Genomic DNA, 15481 nt, shown 5'->3' with positions numbered 1-15481 from the left:
TGCTGGACACATCCGGCACCGAGCTTGGCCGGACCTTCCGCGCAATCCCTTGATTCTGCTGGTTCGGCACGGCGCCTCCGCCGCTGGCACGCGCCTTGCGCAGGGAAAAGGCAAAACAGGTCGCCCCTGACGGCGGGCACGCAAGACATCGGGACGAAATGCAGCCGAAGAGGATCGCCGTCATTGGCGCCGGCCTGATGGGCCATGGCATCGCGCAGGCCTTTGCCGGCACCGGACTTGCTGTTTCCATTCACGACGCGGATCCGGCGAGACGCGCCGGCGTTCCCGGCCGCATCCGCGAGAGCCTTAAGCAGCTGGGTGGCGATCCGGCCGCCGCCGACCGGGTGACGCCCGTCGACACGCTCGCCGCAGCGGTTGCCGGCGCCGACGTGGTGATCGAGGCGGTGCCGGAAGATCTTGAGCTGAAGAAGAGGGTGTTCGCCGAGATCGAGGCCGCCGCCCCACCGTCCGCGCTGCTGGCCAGCAACACCTCGGTCATTCCCATCACGCAGATCATGGCCGGCCTTGCCCACCGGCGGCGGGCCATGGGCACGCACTGGTGGAACCCGCCGCACCAGATCCCCCTCGTGGAGGTGGTGCAGGCCGAGGGCACCGGCGACGCCGAGATCGAGGCCATGATGGCGCTTCTCGCAGGCATCGGAAAGAAACCGGTGCATTTGCGCCGGGACGTGCCGGGCTTCATCGGCAACCGGCTGCAGCATGCCATGTGGCGCGAGGCCATCGCGCTGGTTCAGGCCGGCGTCTGCGATGCCGCGACCGTGGATGAGGTGGTGAAGGAGAGCTTCGGCCGACGCCTTTCGGTGCTGGGGCCGCTGGAGAATGCCGACCTTGTCGGCACGGACCTGACGCTGATGGTCCACCGCTATGTCCTGCACGACCTCGACCGCACGCCCGGCCCCCTGCCGCTGCTGGAAGAGCTGGTCGCCGCCGGCCGCCTCGGCATGAAGACCGGCGGGGGCTTCCGGGACTGGACCGAGGCGGAGGCGCAGGCGGTGCGCGCGCGCCTCGCGGACCATCTGTGCCGGTTCGACGTTCACGACACATGAGAGAGACCAAGACATGAAAGGCCGCAACGCCATCGTCACCGGCTCCACCTCCGGCATCGGCCTCGCCATCGCGCGGGCGCTGGCGGGGGAGGGCTGCAACGTGATGCTCAACGGTCTCGGCGACGCGGGCGAGATCGAGGCTGTCCGCGCCGATCTCGCCGCGGCCGCCGGTACGAATATCGCCTATAACGGCGCCGACGTGAGCCGCCCGGCCGAGGTCCGCGCGCTGGTCGCGGCGGCGCGCGCGGAACTGGGGCCGGTGGACATCCTCGTGAACAATGCCGGTATCCAGCATGTCTCGGCGTTGGCGGATTTTCCGGACGAGCAGTGGGACCGCCTCGTCGCGGTGAACCTCTCCGCCGCCTTCCACGCCAGCAAGGCGGTCATCGCTTCCATGACGGAGCGGCGCTTCGGCCGCATCGTCAACATCGCCTCCGTGCTCGGGCTCGTCGGAGCGCCGCACAAGGCCGCCTACGTGGCCACCAAGCACGGCCTCGTGGGGCTCACCAAATCCATCGCCATCGAGGTGGCGGAGACCGGCGTCACCTGCAATGCCGTCTGCCCGGGCATGGTGATGACGCCCATCATCGAGATGCAGGTGGCCGACCAGGCGAAGGTCACGGGCCTGTCGCCCGAGGACGTGGTGAAGGAGGTGTTCCTCCAGAACCAGCCCATCCGCCGCCCGGTGACTGCGGAGGAGATCGCCGGGGCCGTCGTGTTCCTGTGCTCGCCGGCCGGCTCCGGCGTCACCGGCACGACGCTGGCGGTGGATGGCGGCTACGTCGCCCGCTGAGGGCGTGCAAGGCGCGTGACGCGTGCAGGTGCGGATCAGACAAGCAAAAGATCAGGCAAACATAAAGCAGGGAGGATACGCATGAAGGGTATCATGGTTGCCGCGGCGCTCGGCACGGCTGTCGCCGGGCTCGCAGGACCGGCCTTCGCCCAGATGTCGGACGGCAAGATCAAGATCGGGCTCCTGTCCGATCTCGCCGGCGTCTATTCCGACATCAACGGCGAGGGCTCGGCCCAGGCGGCGCGGCTCGCGGCGGAAGAGTTCGGCAATGCCATCAACGGCGTGCCGGTGGAGATCATCGTCGGCGATCACCAGAACAAGGCGGACGTGGCGGCGAGCCTCGCCCGCAAGTGGATCGACACCGAGCAGGTGGACGTGATCGCGGACGTGCCCAATTCCGCCGCCGCGCTCGCCGTGCAGGCCATCACCAAGGAGCGCAAGCGCATCTTCCTCATGTCCGGCCCCGGCTCGGTGGACCTCACCGGCAAGGCGTGCAGCCCGTATGGCTTCATGTGGACGTGGGACACCCACTCGGTCTCCTCGGCGACCGCCCGCGCGCTGGTGAACAAGGGCGACAAGAGCTGGTTCTTCATCACCGCCGACTACGCCTTCGGCCATTCGCTGGAGGAGGAGGCGTCCAAGACGGTGAAGGCCATGGGCGGCACCGTGAAGGGCGGCGTGCGCGTGCCCCTCGCGACCTCCGATTTCTCTTCCTTCCTGCTGCAGGCGCAGGCCTCCGGCGCGAAGGTGGTGGCCCTCGCCAATGCCGGCGGCGACACCATCAATTCGGTGAAGCAGGCGACCGAGTTCGGCCTGCCGCAGGGCGGCCAGACGCTCGCCGGCCTGCTGCTCAACATCAACGACATCCACGCGCTGACCCTGCCGGTGGCGAAGGGCCTGATCCTGTCCAACTCGTTCTACTGGGACATGAACGACGAGACCCGCGCGTGGTCGAAAAAGTTCGAGGAGAAGACCGGCCGCAAGCCCTCCATGAACCAGGCGGGCGTCTATTCCGCCGTCCGGCACTATCTCCAGGCGGTGAAGGACCTCGGCACGGATGACGCCGACAAGGTGGCCGCCAAGATGCGCGCCACGCCCGTAACCGACATGATGATGAAGGATGCGAAGATCGGCGAGAACGGGCGCGTGTTCAACAACATGTACCTGTTCGAGGTGAAGAAGCCGGCCGAGTCCAAGGGCCCGTGGGACTACCTGACCCTGCTCCAGACCGTGCCCGGCGCCGAGGCCTATATCCCGGTCAAGGACAGCGGCTGCCCGCTGGTGAAGTAGCAGGCGGCGCGCCGCCGCAGGAAAAGGGCCGCGCCATGCTGGCGCGGCCCTTCGCTCAGTTCGCCTTCTTCTCGCCGCGCGCGGCGATGATGGCCGGGCAGGCGCTTTCGGAGAGCGGGCGGAAGGCCTCGTCGCCGGGGAGCGTGGCGACCAGCTTGTAGAGGTCCCACTCGCCCTTGGAGGCTTCGGGGGACTTGACCTCGAAGACGTAGAAATCGTGGACCATGCGTCCGTCGGGCCTCAGCTTGGCGTTGCGCACGACATCGTCCTTGATGGGCAGCTCGCCCATCTTCTTCACCACGGTCTCCGCGTCATCGCTCTTCGTCGCCGCCACCGACTTCAGATAATGCAGGACGGAGGAATAGACGCCGGCATGGATGGCGGATGGGATCTTGCCGTTCTGCGCCTTGAACCGCTCGGAGAAGGCGCGGGTGCCGTCGTCGAGATCCCAGTAGAAGCCTTCGGAGAGGAGCGTGCCCTGCGCCACCGGCAGGCCCACGCTCTTCACGTCCAGCGCGGTGAGGAAGAAGGCCACGAGCTTCTGCTTCGAGGTGGTGATGCCGAATTCGCGTGCGGTCTTGATTCCCGTCACCGTGTCGTTGCCGGCATTGGCGAGGGCGATGATGTCGGCCCCCGAGCCTTGCGCGGTCAGCAGGGGCGAGGAGAGGTCCACCGCCGGGAAGGGATGGCGCACGGAGCCGAGCACCTTGCCGCCCTTCTTGCCCACCACAGTTTTGGCGTCCGCCTCCAGCTGCTGGCCGAGGGCGTAATCCGCCGTCACGAGATACCAGGACGTCCCGGGCTGGGTGAGGCGGTTGGCGATGCCGGCCACCTGCACGTAGGTGTCCCACATCCACTGCACCACGTGGCCGGGCTGGCACGCATCGCCGGTGAGGCGCGCGGTGCCGCCGGGGAAGAGCGCGACGCGGTTCTTCTCCTTCACCAGCGGCGCGATGGCGAGCTGGATGGAAGCGTTGGACATGTCGGCGAGCACGTCCACGCCGTCCTGATCGATCCACTTGCGGGCGGTGGCTGAGGCGATGTCCGCCTTGTTCTGGTGGTCGGCGGAGATCATCTCGATCTTCATGCCGGCGCATTCCGCCTTCAGGCAGTCGTCGATGGCCATCTGGGCGGCGATCACCGAGCCCTTGCCGGTGATGTCGGAGTAGACGCCGGACATGTCGGTGAGCACGCCCACCTTCACCGTGCCGCCGGAGATTTCCGCCGCCGCCGGAGCCGCGGCAAGTCCCGCCGCCAGGGCCAGGGCGAGGGGGCCGAATTTCGCTGTCATGGATGTCCTCCCGTTCGTGCTTTTTATTGGTCGGCCGTCACCAGTGGACCATGGGCAGGCCCGCCACCGGTGAACGGAAGAAGGGAATGCGGGTGCCGCGCAGGCTGCCCACATAGACGGTCCTGAGGTCCGGCCCGCCGAAGGTGACGCTGGCGAACCAGGGGGCGATGGCGCCGCCGCAGGAGAGCATCAGCTCCGGCGTCACGGCATCTTTCTCCAGCGCCGCCATCAGCGCCTTGCCGGCGGCGCTGCCGCGGTCGTCGTCGAGGATGATGCGCAGGTCGCCGTCCGGGGTGATGGCGAAGATGCGGTCCGTCATCACATGGGTGCCCCAGAGGTTGCCATGGGCGTCGAAGGCGATGCCATCAATGAAGGCGCCGTGGTCCGAAGGGCCGAACGTCTCGCGGTCGGTGAGGTCGCCATTGGGCAGGACCCGAAGGCGCGTCACGCGCTTGCCGCCGGTCTCCACCACGTAGAGCCATTCCTCGTTGGCGTCGAAGCGGATCTCGTTGGTGAAGCAGAAGCCGTCCGCGACGATGCGCAGATGGCCGTTCTCATAGAGCGCCACATAGCCGTCCCGTACGCTCGGGCTCATGGCCTGCATCCAGTTCTTGATGCGGGTGGAGATGGTGAGCCAGATGCGGTCGCGGCTGTCGCGTAGCACGAAATTGACCTTGCCGATGGGCGTGCCGTCGATGGTGTCGGCGAGCACGCGGGAGCGGCCGTCGCGGGTCATCACTTCCAGCCGGTCGGTGCCGAAATTCGAGATGAGAATGTCGCCGTTTCGGGCGAAGGCGAGGCCGTTGGGCAATGTGCCGGAGACGAAGCGCGTCTCCTCGTCGGTGGCGGAGGCGAAATGCGTCGCCTCGCTCTGGGCGATCAGAGTCTGCGAGCCGTCCGGGCGGATGTGGACGACACCGCCGCGCGCGTCCGCGCTCCACAGGGAGCCGTCGCGCTCGGCGAGGATGCATTCGGGACGCTGCAGGCCCTCGCCCACATAGGCGATGGCGGCGGGGTCGACCTCGAAGCCGTCGATGGGGTTGGGCGTTGCCATGGCGTTCCTCAGGTTTTCAGAAGCTCACCTTGTCGGCGCCCTTGAGGCCGAGGGTGGCGCGGGCCTCGTCCGGGGTGGCGATCTCGTGGCCGAGTTCTTCCAGGATGCGGCGGATCTTCGCCACCTGCTCGGCATTCGAGGTCGCGAGCTTGCCCCGGCCGATGAACAGGCTGTCCTCCAGCCCCACCCGCACATTGCCGCCCATCATGGCCGCCTGCGTCGCGAATGGCATCTGGTGGCGGCCGGCGGCGAGCACGGACCAGTGATAGTCCTTGCCGAACAGCTTGTCCGCCGTGCGCTTCATGAACATCAGATTGTCCATGTCCGGCCCGATGCCGCCGAGAATGCCGAAGATCAGCTGCAGGAACACCGGCGGACGGAACCAGCCCTGGTCGAGGCAATGGGCGAGATTGTAGAGGTGGCCCACGTCGTAGCATTCATGCTCGAACTTGGTGCCGTGCTCCTCGCCCAGCATCTTGTAGATGCGCTCGATGTCGCCGAACGTGTTGCGGAAGATGAAGTCCTTCGTACCGGTGAGGTAGGGCTCCTCCCACTCGTATTTCCAGTTGGAATAGCGCTTCGCGAGGGGATGCAGCGCGAAGTTCATGGAGCCCATGTTCAGCGAGCACATTTCCGGCACAGCCTTCAGCGGCGCGGCGAGGCGATCCTCCACCGTCATGTTCAGGCCGCCGCCGGTGGTGATGTTGATCACCGCATCGGTCGCCTGCTTGATGCGTGGCAGGAATTCCATGAACACGGCGGGATCGGGCGTGGGCCGCCCGTCCTTGGGATCGCGGGCGTGCAGGTGCAGGATGGCGGCGCCGGCCTCCGCCGCGGCGATGGCCTGCTCGGCGATCTCGTTGGGCGTGATGGGCAGTGCATCGGACATTGTGGGCGTGTGAATGCCGCCCGTCACCGCGCAGGTGATGATGACCTTGCTCAAGACATGTCTCCGCGAAAATGCGTTCAATCGGGAAGGATGGCGACGGCCCGCGTCCAGCCGGCGGAGGCGGCGCGCACCTTCACCGGGAAACAGCTGATGGTGAAGCCGGTGGCGGGCAGCGCCTCGAGATTGTGGAGCTTCTCGATCTGGCAATAGCCCTTCTCGCGCCCGGCCTTGTGGCCTTCCCAGATGAGAGAGGCATCGCCCGTCTCGGCGAAGCGGCGGGCGGTGAAGGAGAAGGGCGCATCCCAGCTCCAGCCGTCCGTTCCCACCACGCGCACGCCCTGGTTCACGAGGTGGAGCGTGGCGTCGCGGCCGAAGCCGCAGCCTTTGTCGATATAGTCTGCCCGGCCATAGGCGGTGCCGGCGGCGGTGTTGGCCACCACGATGTCGAGGGGGCTCAGCGTGTGGCCGATGCGGGCGAGTTCCGCGTCGATCTCGGCGGGCGTCACCACATGGCCGTCGGGCAGGTGGCGGAAGTCCAGCTTCACGCCGGGGCGGAAGCACCAGTCGAGCGGGATTTCGTCGATGGTGATCGCGCGGGCACCGCCATCCATGGTGGGGTGATAGTGCCAGGGGGCGTCCACATGGGTGCCGTTGTGGGTGGAGATATGGGCTGTCTCAACCGCCCAGCCCATGCCGTCCGGGAGCTGCTCGGGCTTCAATCCGGGGAAGGCGGCGCAGAGAGTGGCCGCGGTTTCCGTGTGGACGGAATAGTCGATGCGGACCCGCTGGAAGGGCGGGTCGGCGGGCACGTCGTTTTCCAGCGGAATGGAGATGTCAACGAATCTTGGCACGGCGTCTCGTCCTCCCGGCCCCGAGCGTGAGCATCGCTCTTGCAGGCTTCGTTTTGCACAGTCGTACAGGTTATTGTACGGTTGTACAAGATAGGGCGAGCGGTGGCCGCGCCTGCCGCCTCGCGCGTGACACCGCGGCTGGTGCGGATGCAGCGGCAACGCTAGAAAAGGCCCATGGAGACGACGAAGAAGACATCTGCCGCCAGGCGCTCCGCCTCGCCGTCCGGGCGCGGGAAAGGTGCGCGCCGCTCGGCGGTCGCGCCCGGCGACCCGCAGCGGCCCGATCGCCGGCAGGACATTCTCGCCAGCGCGGAATTTCTCTTTGCCGAACGGGGCTATGCCGCGGTCTCGGTGCGCGACATCGCCGCCCGTGCCGGCGTGCCGGTGGCGCTGGTGGGCTATTATTTCGGTCGCAAGCCGGAATTGCTCGCCACCGTCTTCGCCCACCGCCAGGCCAATCTGGACGAGCGCATTTCCCGCATCCGCGAGATCGGGGCGCGCGGCCCCGGGGAGGGGCGGGTCGCCGAGATCGTCACCGCGTGGGCGGAGCCGGTGGTGCGGCTGCACGGCTCGGCGAGCGGCGACAGCTTCTCCCTGCTGGTCGCCCGCACCGCGTGGGATCCCGGCCCGGAAGCCACCGAGACCATTGAGCGCTTCTATGATCCGCTCGTCCGCGCCTTCCTGGAGGCCATGGCCGTCGCGCTTCCCGGTTGCCCGGACGACCGGCTGCTCTGGGCCTATGAATATGCCGTCGGCGCTCTGCTGATGTACGTCGCCGACAAGCGCATCGAACGCCTGTCCGGCGGCCGGGCGACGGCGGGCGATCCGGCGCTGTTCGAGGATTTCGTGCGGTTCGTCACGGCCGGCCTCAATGCCATGTGCGGCTGCCCGCCACCGCGATAGAGGGGCGGCCGGGTGGCTGGAGCGGCTGCCAGAGGCCTGCCCCTTCGCGCTTCTCCGGACGCTTCGACGTCACCGCGCCTGCATCCTCAGCCCGGCGTCGAGCCGGAGCACGGAGCCGTTGATCATGGGGTTGGCGACGATGCTGAGGACCATGCGGGCGAATTCGTCCGGCCGGCCGGGACGCTTGGGGAACGGGATCACCTCGAAGACGCGGTCCTGCACTTCCTGCGTCATCGCCTCCACCATGGGGGTGCCGAACAGGCCGGGCGCGATGGCGGCGACGCGGATGCCGTGGCGCGCCAGCTCGCGGGCAGCCGGCAGGGTCAGGGACGCCACGCCGCCCTTCGCCGCCGCATAGGCCGTCTGGCCGATTTGGCCCTCATAGGCGGCGACGGATGCCGTGTTGATGATGACGCCGCGCTGGCCCTCGTCATCCGGCGCATTCTCCACCATGGCGGCGGCGGCGAGACGGAGCCAGTTGTAGGTGCCCGTGAGATTGACGCGGACGATGCGCTCGAACTCGCTGAGGGAGCCCGGCCCCCCCTTCTCCACGATCCGGGCCCCGGGGGCGATGCCGGCACAGTTCACCAGCAGGTGGGGACAGCCGCGTTCCGACAGGATCCGGGCGAAGGCGGCCTCGGACGCCGCGCCGTCGGCGACATCGCAGGCGAGGGCGAGCGCCCCGGTTTCTTGCGCGAGGGCCGACATGCCCGCCTCCTGCAAGTCCACCAAGGCGAGGCGGGCGCCGAGGCCGGAGAGGCGGCGCGCGGTGGCATTGCCGAGGCCGGAGGCGGCGCCGGTGACGATGGCAACCTTGTCCTTCAGATCCACGATGACCCCATTCATGTGACAGGCGCAGGTGACATGCGCAGGCGATCGCCCTGCGGCAGCGGGACGGGCGAAACGATCGGGGATGAAATTGAGCGTGTGGCTCAGGCGATGGCGTCGACGAAACGCGCGAAGCGCTCCAGGGGCTCACGCACCGTGGTGAAGGTGTTCTCCGGGGCCTCGGGATCGGCGAAGCCGAGCGCCATGCTGCAGACGATCATCTGCGTGTCGGGAATGGCGAGGCGACGCGCGATGACCGCGCCATAGGCGTTGAAGGCCGCCTGCGGGCAGGTGTGGAGGCCGAACGCCCGCGCGGCGATCATGATGTTCTGAAGGAACATGCCGTAGTCGAGCCAGGAGCCCCGCTCCATGTCCCGGTCCATGGTGAAGATCAGGCCCACCGGAGCGTCGAAGAACAGGAAGTTGCGGGCGAGCTGGTGGCGCATCCGCTCGGTGTCACCCTTGGCGATGCCGAGCGTGCCATAGAGATCCCACCCCACCTTGCGGCGGCGGGAGAGATAGGGCTCGCGCCATTGCCGCGGGTAATAGGCAAATTCCTCCGTGCCGGGATCGCCGGCGAGGGAGAGGGCGTGGAGTTCACGCGTCAGAGCCGCGAGCGGTTCACCCCGCAGCACCAGCACCTGCCACGGTTGGATGTTGGTGCCGGAGGGCGCGCGGGCCGCAAGCTCCAGTATGGCCGCGACGGTCTCGTCGCCGACCGGCTTCGGCAGGAAGGCGCGGATGGAGCGGCGCGAGCGGATGGCCTCCTCGGCGGAGATGACGCCGGAGGTGACAGAAGCGGGGGAGGGGGCGGGCGCACTCATTTTTCGGGCATATCCACGGGCGTGGCCATGTCGAGATTGGCGAGCTCGTAGCCGCGCTTGAAGTCCAGGATGTGCTTCTCCATCCAGTCCCGCGCGCGCTTCTCGTCGTGATCGCGGACCGCCGCGAAGATCGCCTCATGGGCCACCAGCAGGCGCTCGCCGGCATTGAGGCGCGACATCACCTTCAGGAAGGGCGGATAGAACAGCTCGGAGATCGGCAGCCTTGCCATCTGGATGGCCCGGTTGCGGGTGGCGCGGGCGACCAAATCGTGGAACTCGATGTCGAGGGCGGTGAGGCTGGTGGAATCCTTCAGCGCCTTGCGCGTCTCCTCGAGATTGCGCTCCAGGTCTTCAAGGTCGGCCGCATCGCTGCGCTGGGCGGCGGAGGCGGCCGCGGCGGGCTCGATGGCGTACATCGCCTCCCACAATTCCTCGAACGTCACCTGATGCAGCACCATCGCCGCCGTGAGCCGACGGGAAATGTCGCCGGACTGGGGGATGGAGGCATAGAGCTTCTTCCGCCCCGCCTCGCGCCTGACGAAGCCGTTCTGCTCCAGCACGCGGATGGCTTCGCGGATGGTGGAGCGGTTCACGCCCAGCTTCTCGGCCAGCCCCGCCTCTGAGGGCAGCAGATCCCCCGGCGCGATTTCGCCGGCCAGGATCTTGTCCTCGATGGTGCGGGCGACGAGACGGAAGGCAGGCTCCACCTGCACCGGATCAAGCGCGAGCGACATCAGGAACCATCCTCTCGGCGGCGCGGGCCTTCTCCAGGTCGCGCAGCACCTTGCGTTGCACTTTCCCGGTCATGGTCTTCGGCAGCTCGCCGAGAAACTCGATGGCGCGGGGATATTTATAGGGAGCGGTGACACGCTTCACGTGATCCTGCAAGGCGCTGGCGAGGGCGTTGTCGCCGGTGAGCCCCGCGCGCAGCACCACGAAGGCCTTCACGATCTCGCCGCGCTCCGGGTGGGGCGCCGCCACTGCCGCGCATTCCTGCACCGCCGGATGGTCGAGCAGGGCGTTCTCCACCTCGGAGGGGCCGATGCGGTAGCCGGCAGAATTGATGACGTCGTCATTGCGGCCACGATGGTAGAAATAGCCGTCCGCATCCACCATTCCGAGGTCGCCGGTGACGAACCACCGCCCCTCCGGCCCGTCCACATGGGCGCTGGCGGTGCGCTCGGGCTCGTCGAGATAACCGAGCATCATCTGCGGGTTGGGGGTGAGCAGGGCGATATCGCCCTCAACGCCGGGCGGCAGGCGGTTGCCCGCGCCGTCGATAACGGCGAGATCGAGGCCCGGCAGGGGCTTGCCCATGGAGCCCTCGCGCGGGGCGACGCAGGGATAATTGAGCAGCGTCATCAGCGTCTCGGTCTGGCCGTAGGCTTCGAGGATGGGGATGCCTGTCGCCGTCTGCCAGCGCGCCGCGACCGCGGGGTTGAGCGTCTCGCCGGAGGAGACGGTGTGGCGCAGGCGCGAGAGGTCGTGCTCGGCGACGCCGGCATCCACCACCCGGAAAAGCTCGGTGCCCGGCGCGCAATAGACGGTGATGCCGTAGCGCTCCAGCAGCCGCAGGCGCTCCTTGGGGTCGAACGGGCCGTCGTAGAAGAAGCTGGCCGTCCCGCAGCTCCACGGGCCGAACAGGATGGAGGTGCCGGCCTTGCTCCAGCCGGTGTCGGCCGTGCACCAGATGGTGTCGCCGGGACGAAGATCCAGCCAGCAGACGGCCGAACCACGCCACGCATAGAGCCCGCGGGAGGCGTGGAGCACCCCCTTCGGCTGGCCGGTGGAGCCGGAGGTGTAATAGAGGACGGCCGGGTCGTCGGCCCTGACGGTCACCGGCGCGAAAGCCTCGTCGCCGGAGGCCAGCGCCTCTTCCAGCGGCTCGAACCCGGGCGCGCCTCCAAGGGGGCCTGTCAGCGCGAGGCGCACCGGGACCTCTCCCATCACGTTGGCGAACTTCGGTGCGTGCTCGGCCCGCGCCACCACGGCCCGCACGCCGGCATGGCGCACACGATATTCGATGTCCTTGGGGGTGAGCATCTCGATGGACGGGATGGGCACCGCCCCGAGCTTGAGGCAGCCCACCATGGCCACCTGCCATTCCGGAATACGCGGCAGCATGACCAGCACCCGGTCCCCCTTCCGGATGCCGCGCGCTGCCAGCGCCGAGGCGAAGCGGCTGGTCAGTCGTGCCATGTCCGAGAAGGAGAAGCGCCGTTCCTCGCCCGCCGCATTGGCCCAGATGAGGGCGGGCCCGTCCGCGGTGCGGGCGAAATGATCCACCACGTCGGCGCCGAAATTGAACGTCTCCGGCACCTGCCATCGGAAGGTGCGGACGGTTTCGGCATAGTCGGTCATGTTGGGCGCCATTTTGGTCGGCGCCATCTGGCTGAGGGCCATGGTTTCCTCCCGGAGCATTGTGCTCTCTTGGTGCTCTCTTGCGCGTAGTGCCTCAGATGGCCCGGCTGGCCTTGAGCGCGGCGATCTCCTCGGGCGCATAGCCGAGGCCCGCCAGCACCTCGCCATTGTGCTCGCCGAGCAGGGGCGGCGGCGAACGCAGCGTGCAGGGCGTCCCGGAATATTTCACCGGAAAGCCGAGCTGGGGAATGGTGCCCTCCACCGGATGCTCCATGGACATCAGCATCTGCCGGTGGCGGGCATGGGGATCGGCGAACGCCTCCTCCATGGAAAAGACCGGGCCGAAGGGAATGTCGGCGGCTTCAAGCTCTGTTACCCATTCGTCGCGCGTCTTGCGGGCGAACAGCTCGGCGAGGGTGGCCTTCTGCGCCACTTCCCGCTCGCCCTCCGGCCACTGCTCGTCCTTCAGCGCGGGCAGGCCCACGGCGTCGCAGAAGCGGTGCCAGAAATGCGTCTCGATAAGGCCCAGCGCGACGTGCTTCCCGTCGGCGCAGGCATAGACGTTGTAGCAGGGCGCCTGCCCGATGAAGGGCCGCTCGCCGCCCTTCGGCTCGATGCCGGCGAAGAGATGATCGGCGCCGTGCAGGGACAGCCAGGACATGGCGCCGTCATGCATGGACACGTCCACGAACTGCCCGCGCCCGGTGGTCGCCCGCGCCAGCAGTGCGGCGAGGATTCCCGTGGAGGCCATGAGCGAGCCGCCGCCCACATCGGCGATGGAGAGCCCCGGCACGATGGGGCCTTCGCCCGCCTTGCCGAACAGTTGCAACGCGCCGGCTTCGGCGAGGTAATTGAGGTCGTGCCCCGGCTTGAGCCGGCTCGGCCCGTCCTGCCCATAACCGGAGATGGCGCAATAGACGAGGCGCGGATTGATCTCGGCCAGCGTGTCATAGCCGAGGCCGAGGCGGTCCATGACGCCGGGGCGGAAGCCCTCCAGCAGCACGTCCGCATCCTTCACCAGCTTGAGGAGGATGGCACGGCCCTCTTCCGACTTGAGGTTCAGCGTCAGGCTCTTCTTGTTGCGGTTGAGCAGCAGGAAGGAGCCGGATTCCGCCCGGTTCAGCGGCGGGAAGGTGCGGTTGTAGTCGCCGCCCTCCGGCTGCTCGATCTTGAGCACGTCGGCCCCGAGGTCGGCCAGCATCAGCGAGCAGAAGGCGCCCGGCAGCAGGCGGGTGAGGTCCAGCACCTTGAGGCCGGCGAGGGCCAAGGGGGTGGAGCTCGGTGTGGATGTGGGCGTCAGGGCGTTCATCTCTGGTCTTTCGGATCAGGCGGCGGTCCAGCCGCCGTCCACCGCCAGCGAGGCGCCGGTGATGTAGGAGGCCGCGGGCGAGGCGAGGAACAGGCAGGCGCCGACCAGCTCCTGCGGATGGCCGAAGCGGCCCATGGGCGTGCGGCCGGTGACGCGCTCGGCGAGCTTGGGGTTCTGGCGCATGCCTTCGGTCAGCTCGGTTTCAAAATAGCCGGGGCCGACGGCATTCACCCGCACGCCCTTCTTCGCCCATTCGAGCGCGAGCTGGCGGGTCATCAGCTCCACCCCGCCCTTGGCGGCGCAATAGGCGGTGGTGCGCGCCAGTCCCACCCGGCCGGCGACCGAGGTGATGTTGACGATGGCGCCTTCGCCCTGGGCCAGCATTACCCGGCCTGCCGCGCGGGCGGCGAGGAACACGCCGGTGAGGTTGGTGTCCACCACCTGCCGCCACTCGTCGAGGCTCGTGTCCTCGGCGGTCTTGTACCAGGGGTTGATGCCGGCATTGTTGACGAGCACGTCGATGCGGCCGTGGCGCTCCACCACGGAGCGGGCCAGCGCCTCGACGTCCGTTTCGCTGGCCACATCGGCAGCGATGCCTTCGGCCGATCCGCCCTGCGTGGCGATCGCGGCGGCGGCCTCGGCCAGCGTCTCGGCGCTGCGGCCGGTGAGCACCACATGGGCGTCGGCGGCGGCAAAGCCCTCCGCTACGGCGCGGCCGAGGCCCCGCCCGCCGCCGGTGACGATGACGATCTTGCCGGCAAGGCCGGGCATGGGCGCGGGATGGGGCAGGGGAAGGGCGAGGCCCATCACGCGGCCCTCCCTTCCGGCAGGGCCTTCACGGCCGCGCCACGGGCGAGCCGGCGCGCGATGTTCCAGCGGTGGACCTCGGAGGGGCCGTCATAGATGCGGAACCCGCGCACGTCGCGGAAGATGCGCTCCACCTCCGTGTCGCGCGTCATGCCGAGGCCGCCTAGCACCTGAAGCGACCGGTCCACGATGCGGAAGATGGCTTCGGAGGCGAACACCTTCACCATGGAGCTTTCCACGTTCGCCTTTTCGCCTTTGTCCAGCAGCCATGCGGCGTGGCGGATGGCGAGGCGGGTGGTGTGGAGATCGATCTCGTTGTCGGCCAGCATGAAGCCGACGCCCTCATGGGACAGGAGCGTGCCGCCGAACGCCTCGCGCCGGCCCGCATATTCGGTGGCGATGTCGTGGGCGCGGCGCGCGGCGCCGAGCCAGCGCATGCAGTGGGTGAGCCGCGCCGGCACGAGCCGCGCCTGCGCATGGCGGAAGCCCTCGCCCACGGCACCGAGCACGTCGGACGCGGGAACGCGCAGATTTTCCAGCGCCACTTCCGCATGGCCCCCGGTGAAGGAGCTGTCCAGCGTGTCGAGCGCCCGCACGATGCGCACGCCCTCGGCCGGCAGGTCGGCGAGGAACATGGTGGCGCCCACGTCCCGCCCGTCCACGAGGGTCCGTGCCATGATGATGGCGAAGGCCGCGCCCTCGGCCCCGGTGATGAGCCATTTGAGGCCGTTGATGACGAAGTGGTCGCCGTCCTTCACCGCGGTTGTCTTGAGCAAGGACGGGTCCGCTCCGGCGCCGGGATGCGGCTCGGTCATGAGGAAGCAGGAGCGCGTCTCGCCAGCCGCCATGGGGGCGAGGTAGCGGGCTTTCTGCGCTTCGCTCGCCACTTCGGCGAGAAGGTGCATGTTGCCCTCGTCCGGCGCGGCGATGGCGAGCGCGATGGGGCCGAGCATGGAATAGCCCGCCGCCTCGAACACCACGGCCTTGCCGAGGTGGGAGAGGCCGAGCCCGCCCCACGCCTTCGGCACGTGCGGGCTCAGCAGTCCGACCGTGCGCGCCTTCGCCACCAGATCACGGCGCAAATCGTCGGTGGGGCCGTGGGCGGTGCGGCGCGGGTCGGCCTCGAAGGGCAGAACCTCGTCGCGCACGAAGGCCGCCGTGCGGGCCTCCAGCGCGGCGAGATCGGGGGGGAGCGCGAAATCCATGGGCCTCGC

At 68.4% G+C, this 15481-nt stretch carries 15 protein-coding genes; 4 read left to right on the top strand and 11 right to left on the bottom strand.

Annotated elements, in window-relative coordinates:
• The first annotated feature begins 158 nt into the window (after positions 1-158).
• From D7006_RS17140 to D7006_RS17130, 3 genes are all read left to right on the top strand, one after another.
• Positions 159-1067, top strand: coding sequence for a 3-hydroxyacyl-CoA dehydrogenase family protein (locus tag D7006_RS17140; protein WP_237353882.1), 909 nt, complete (start codon positions 159-161; stop codon positions 1065-1067).
• Positions 1068-1080: 13 nt separating this feature from the next.
• Positions 1081-1860 carry a 3-hydroxybutyrate dehydrogenase gene (locus D7006_RS17135; protein ID WP_237353881.1) on the top strand — a complete coding sequence of 260 codons (780 nt, stop codon included), beginning with the start codon at positions 1081-1083 and terminating at the stop codon, positions 1858-1860.
• A gap of 93 nt (positions 1861-1953) precedes the next feature.
• Positions 1954-3150, top strand: a complete 1197-nt coding sequence (locus D7006_RS17130) for an ABC transporter substrate-binding protein (RefSeq protein WP_229646933.1) — start codon at positions 1954-1956, stop codon at positions 3148-3150.
• Positions 3151-3205: 55 nt separating this feature from the next.
• Here the strand turns inward: D7006_RS17130 and D7006_RS17125 are convergent, their stop codons facing one another.
• The 4 genes from D7006_RS17125 to D7006_RS17110 form a co-directional block, all read right to left on the bottom strand.
• The gene (locus D7006_RS17125) at positions 3206-4441 is read right to left on the bottom strand and encodes an ABC transporter substrate-binding protein (RefSeq protein ID WP_229643699.1); all 1236 of its coding nucleotides are present in this window, start codon (positions 4439-4441) and stop codon (positions 3206-3208) included.
• Between the two features lie 37 nt (positions 4442-4478).
• On the bottom strand, positions 4479-5495 hold the full coding sequence (locus D7006_RS17120) for an SMP-30/gluconolactonase/LRE family protein (RefSeq protein WP_237353880.1): 1017 nt from the start codon (positions 5493-5495) through the stop codon (positions 4479-4481).
• A 16-nt stretch (positions 5496-5511) separates the two neighbouring features.
• Entirely contained in the window at positions 5512-6384 is an 873-nt protein-coding gene (locus D7006_RS17115) for a 3-keto-5-aminohexanoate cleavage protein (RefSeq protein ID WP_237356941.1), read from the bottom strand.
• Between the two features lie 77 nt (positions 6385-6461).
• Positions 6462-7235 (bottom strand): cyclase family protein, encoded by a 774-nt coding sequence (locus D7006_RS17110; RefSeq protein ID WP_169123066.1) that lies wholly within the window; start codon positions 7233-7235, stop codon positions 6462-6464.
• A gap of 174 nt (positions 7236-7409) precedes the next feature.
• Here D7006_RS17110 and D7006_RS17105 point away from each other — a divergent pair, with 174 nt between their 5' ends.
• Positions 7410-8138, top strand: a complete 729-nt coding sequence (locus D7006_RS17105) for a TetR/AcrR family transcriptional regulator (RefSeq protein ID WP_237353879.1) — start codon at positions 7410-7412, stop codon at positions 8136-8138.
• A 69-nt stretch (positions 8139-8207) separates the two neighbouring features.
• On the opposite strand, the gene D7006_RS17100 is transcribed toward D7006_RS17105, so the two are convergent.
• From D7006_RS17100 to D7006_RS17070, 7 genes are all read right to left on the bottom strand, one after another.
• Positions 8208-8969 carry an SDR family NAD(P)-dependent oxidoreductase gene (locus tag D7006_RS17100; RefSeq protein ID WP_237356940.1) on the bottom strand — a complete coding sequence of 254 codons (762 nt, stop codon included), beginning with the start codon at positions 8967-8969 and terminating at the stop codon, positions 8208-8210.
• A gap of 101 nt (positions 8970-9070) precedes the next feature.
• Positions 9071-9790 (bottom strand): nitroreductase, encoded by a 720-nt coding sequence (locus D7006_RS17095; protein WP_237353878.1) that lies wholly within the window; start codon positions 9788-9790, stop codon positions 9071-9073.
• On the bottom strand, positions 9787-10524 hold the full coding sequence (locus D7006_RS17090) for a FadR/GntR family transcriptional regulator (protein WP_169123062.1): 738 nt from the start codon (positions 10522-10524) through the stop codon (positions 9787-9789). Before D7006_RS17090 ends, D7006_RS17095 begins: the two co-directional genes overlap by 4 nt.
• Positions 10508-12193 (bottom strand): acyl-CoA synthetase, encoded by a 1686-nt coding sequence (locus D7006_RS17085; RefSeq protein WP_237353877.1) that lies wholly within the window; start codon positions 12191-12193, stop codon positions 10508-10510. The genes D7006_RS17090 and D7006_RS17085 overlap by 17 nt, the downstream gene beginning before the upstream one ends.
• Before the next feature lie 52 nt (positions 12194-12245).
• Positions 12246-13460: a CaiB/BaiF CoA-transferase family protein gene (locus D7006_RS17080; protein ID WP_237353876.1), complete on the bottom strand. Its 1215-nt coding sequence runs from the start codon at positions 13458-13460 to the stop codon at positions 12246-12248.
• A gap of 15 nt (positions 13461-13475) precedes the next feature.
• A complete protein-coding gene (locus D7006_RS17075) occupies positions 13476-14267 on the bottom strand; it encodes an SDR family NAD(P)-dependent oxidoreductase (protein ID WP_237353875.1) in 792 nt (263 codons plus the stop codon).
• Positions 14267-15472 (bottom strand): acyl-CoA dehydrogenase family protein, encoded by a 1206-nt coding sequence (locus D7006_RS17070; protein ID WP_237353874.1) that lies wholly within the window; start codon positions 15470-15472, stop codon positions 14267-14269. The genes D7006_RS17075 and D7006_RS17070 overlap by 1 nt, the downstream gene beginning before the upstream one ends.
• Positions 15473-15481: the final 9 nt, after the last annotated feature.

Source organism: Xanthobacter sp. YC-JY1 (assembly GCF_021730305.1).
Taxonomy (GTDB): Bacteria; Pseudomonadota; Alphaproteobacteria; order Rhizobiales; family Xanthobacteraceae; genus Xanthobacter; species Xanthobacter flavus.
Note: the sequence above shows the minus strand (reverse complement) of the source record. Positions and strands in the feature narration are given on the sequence as shown.

Bases quoted from the DNA above. Each gene is read 5' to 3' on its own strand.
- D7006_RS17140 (WP_237353882.1), top strand. From the start codon at position 159: ATGCAGCCGAAGAGGATCGCCGTCATTGGCGCCGGCCTGATGGGCCAT.
- D7006_RS17135 (WP_237353881.1), top strand. From the start codon at position 1,081: ATGAAAGGCCGCAACGCCATCGTCACCGGCTCCACCTCCGGCATCGGC.
- D7006_RS17130 (WP_229646933.1), top strand. From the start codon at position 1,954: ATGGTTGCCGCGGCGCTCGGCACGGCTGTCGCCGGGCTCGCAGGACCG.
- D7006_RS17125 (WP_229643699.1), bottom strand. From the start codon at position 4,441: ATGACAGCGAAATTCGGCCCCCTCGCCCTGGCCCTGGCGGCGGGACTT.
- D7006_RS17120 (WP_237353880.1), bottom strand. From the start codon at position 5,495: ATGGCAACGCCCAACCCCATCGACGGCTTCGAGGTCGACCCCGCCGCC.
- D7006_RS17115 (WP_237356941.1), bottom strand. From the start codon at position 6,384: ATGTCCGATGCACTGCCCATCACGCCCAACGAGATCGCCGAGCAGGCC.
- D7006_RS17105 (WP_237353879.1), top strand. From the start codon at position 7,410: ATGGAGACGACGAAGAAGACATCTGCCGCCAGGCGCTCCGCCTCGCCG.
- D7006_RS17095 (WP_237353878.1), bottom strand. From the start codon at position 9,790: ATGAGTGCGCCCGCCCCCTCCCCCGCTTCTGTCACCTCCGGCGTCATC.
- D7006_RS17090 (WP_169123062.1), bottom strand. From the start codon at position 10,524: ATGTCGCTCGCGCTTGATCCGGTGCAGGTGGAGCCTGCCTTCCGTCTC.
- D7006_RS17085 (WP_237353877.1), bottom strand. From the start codon at position 12,193: ATGGCCCTCAGCCAGATGGCGCCGACCAAAATGGCGCCCAACATGACC.
- D7006_RS17080 (WP_237353876.1), bottom strand. From the start codon at position 13,460: ATGAACGCCCTGACGCCCACATCCACACCGAGCTCCACCCCCTTGGCC.
- D7006_RS17075 (WP_237353875.1), bottom strand. From the start codon at position 14,267: ATGGGCCTCGCCCTTCCCCTGCCCCATCCCGCGCCCATGCCCGGCCTT.
- D7006_RS17070 (WP_237353874.1), bottom strand. From the start codon at position 15,472: ATGGATTTCGCGCTCCCCCCCGATCTCGCCGCGCTGGAGGCCCGCACG.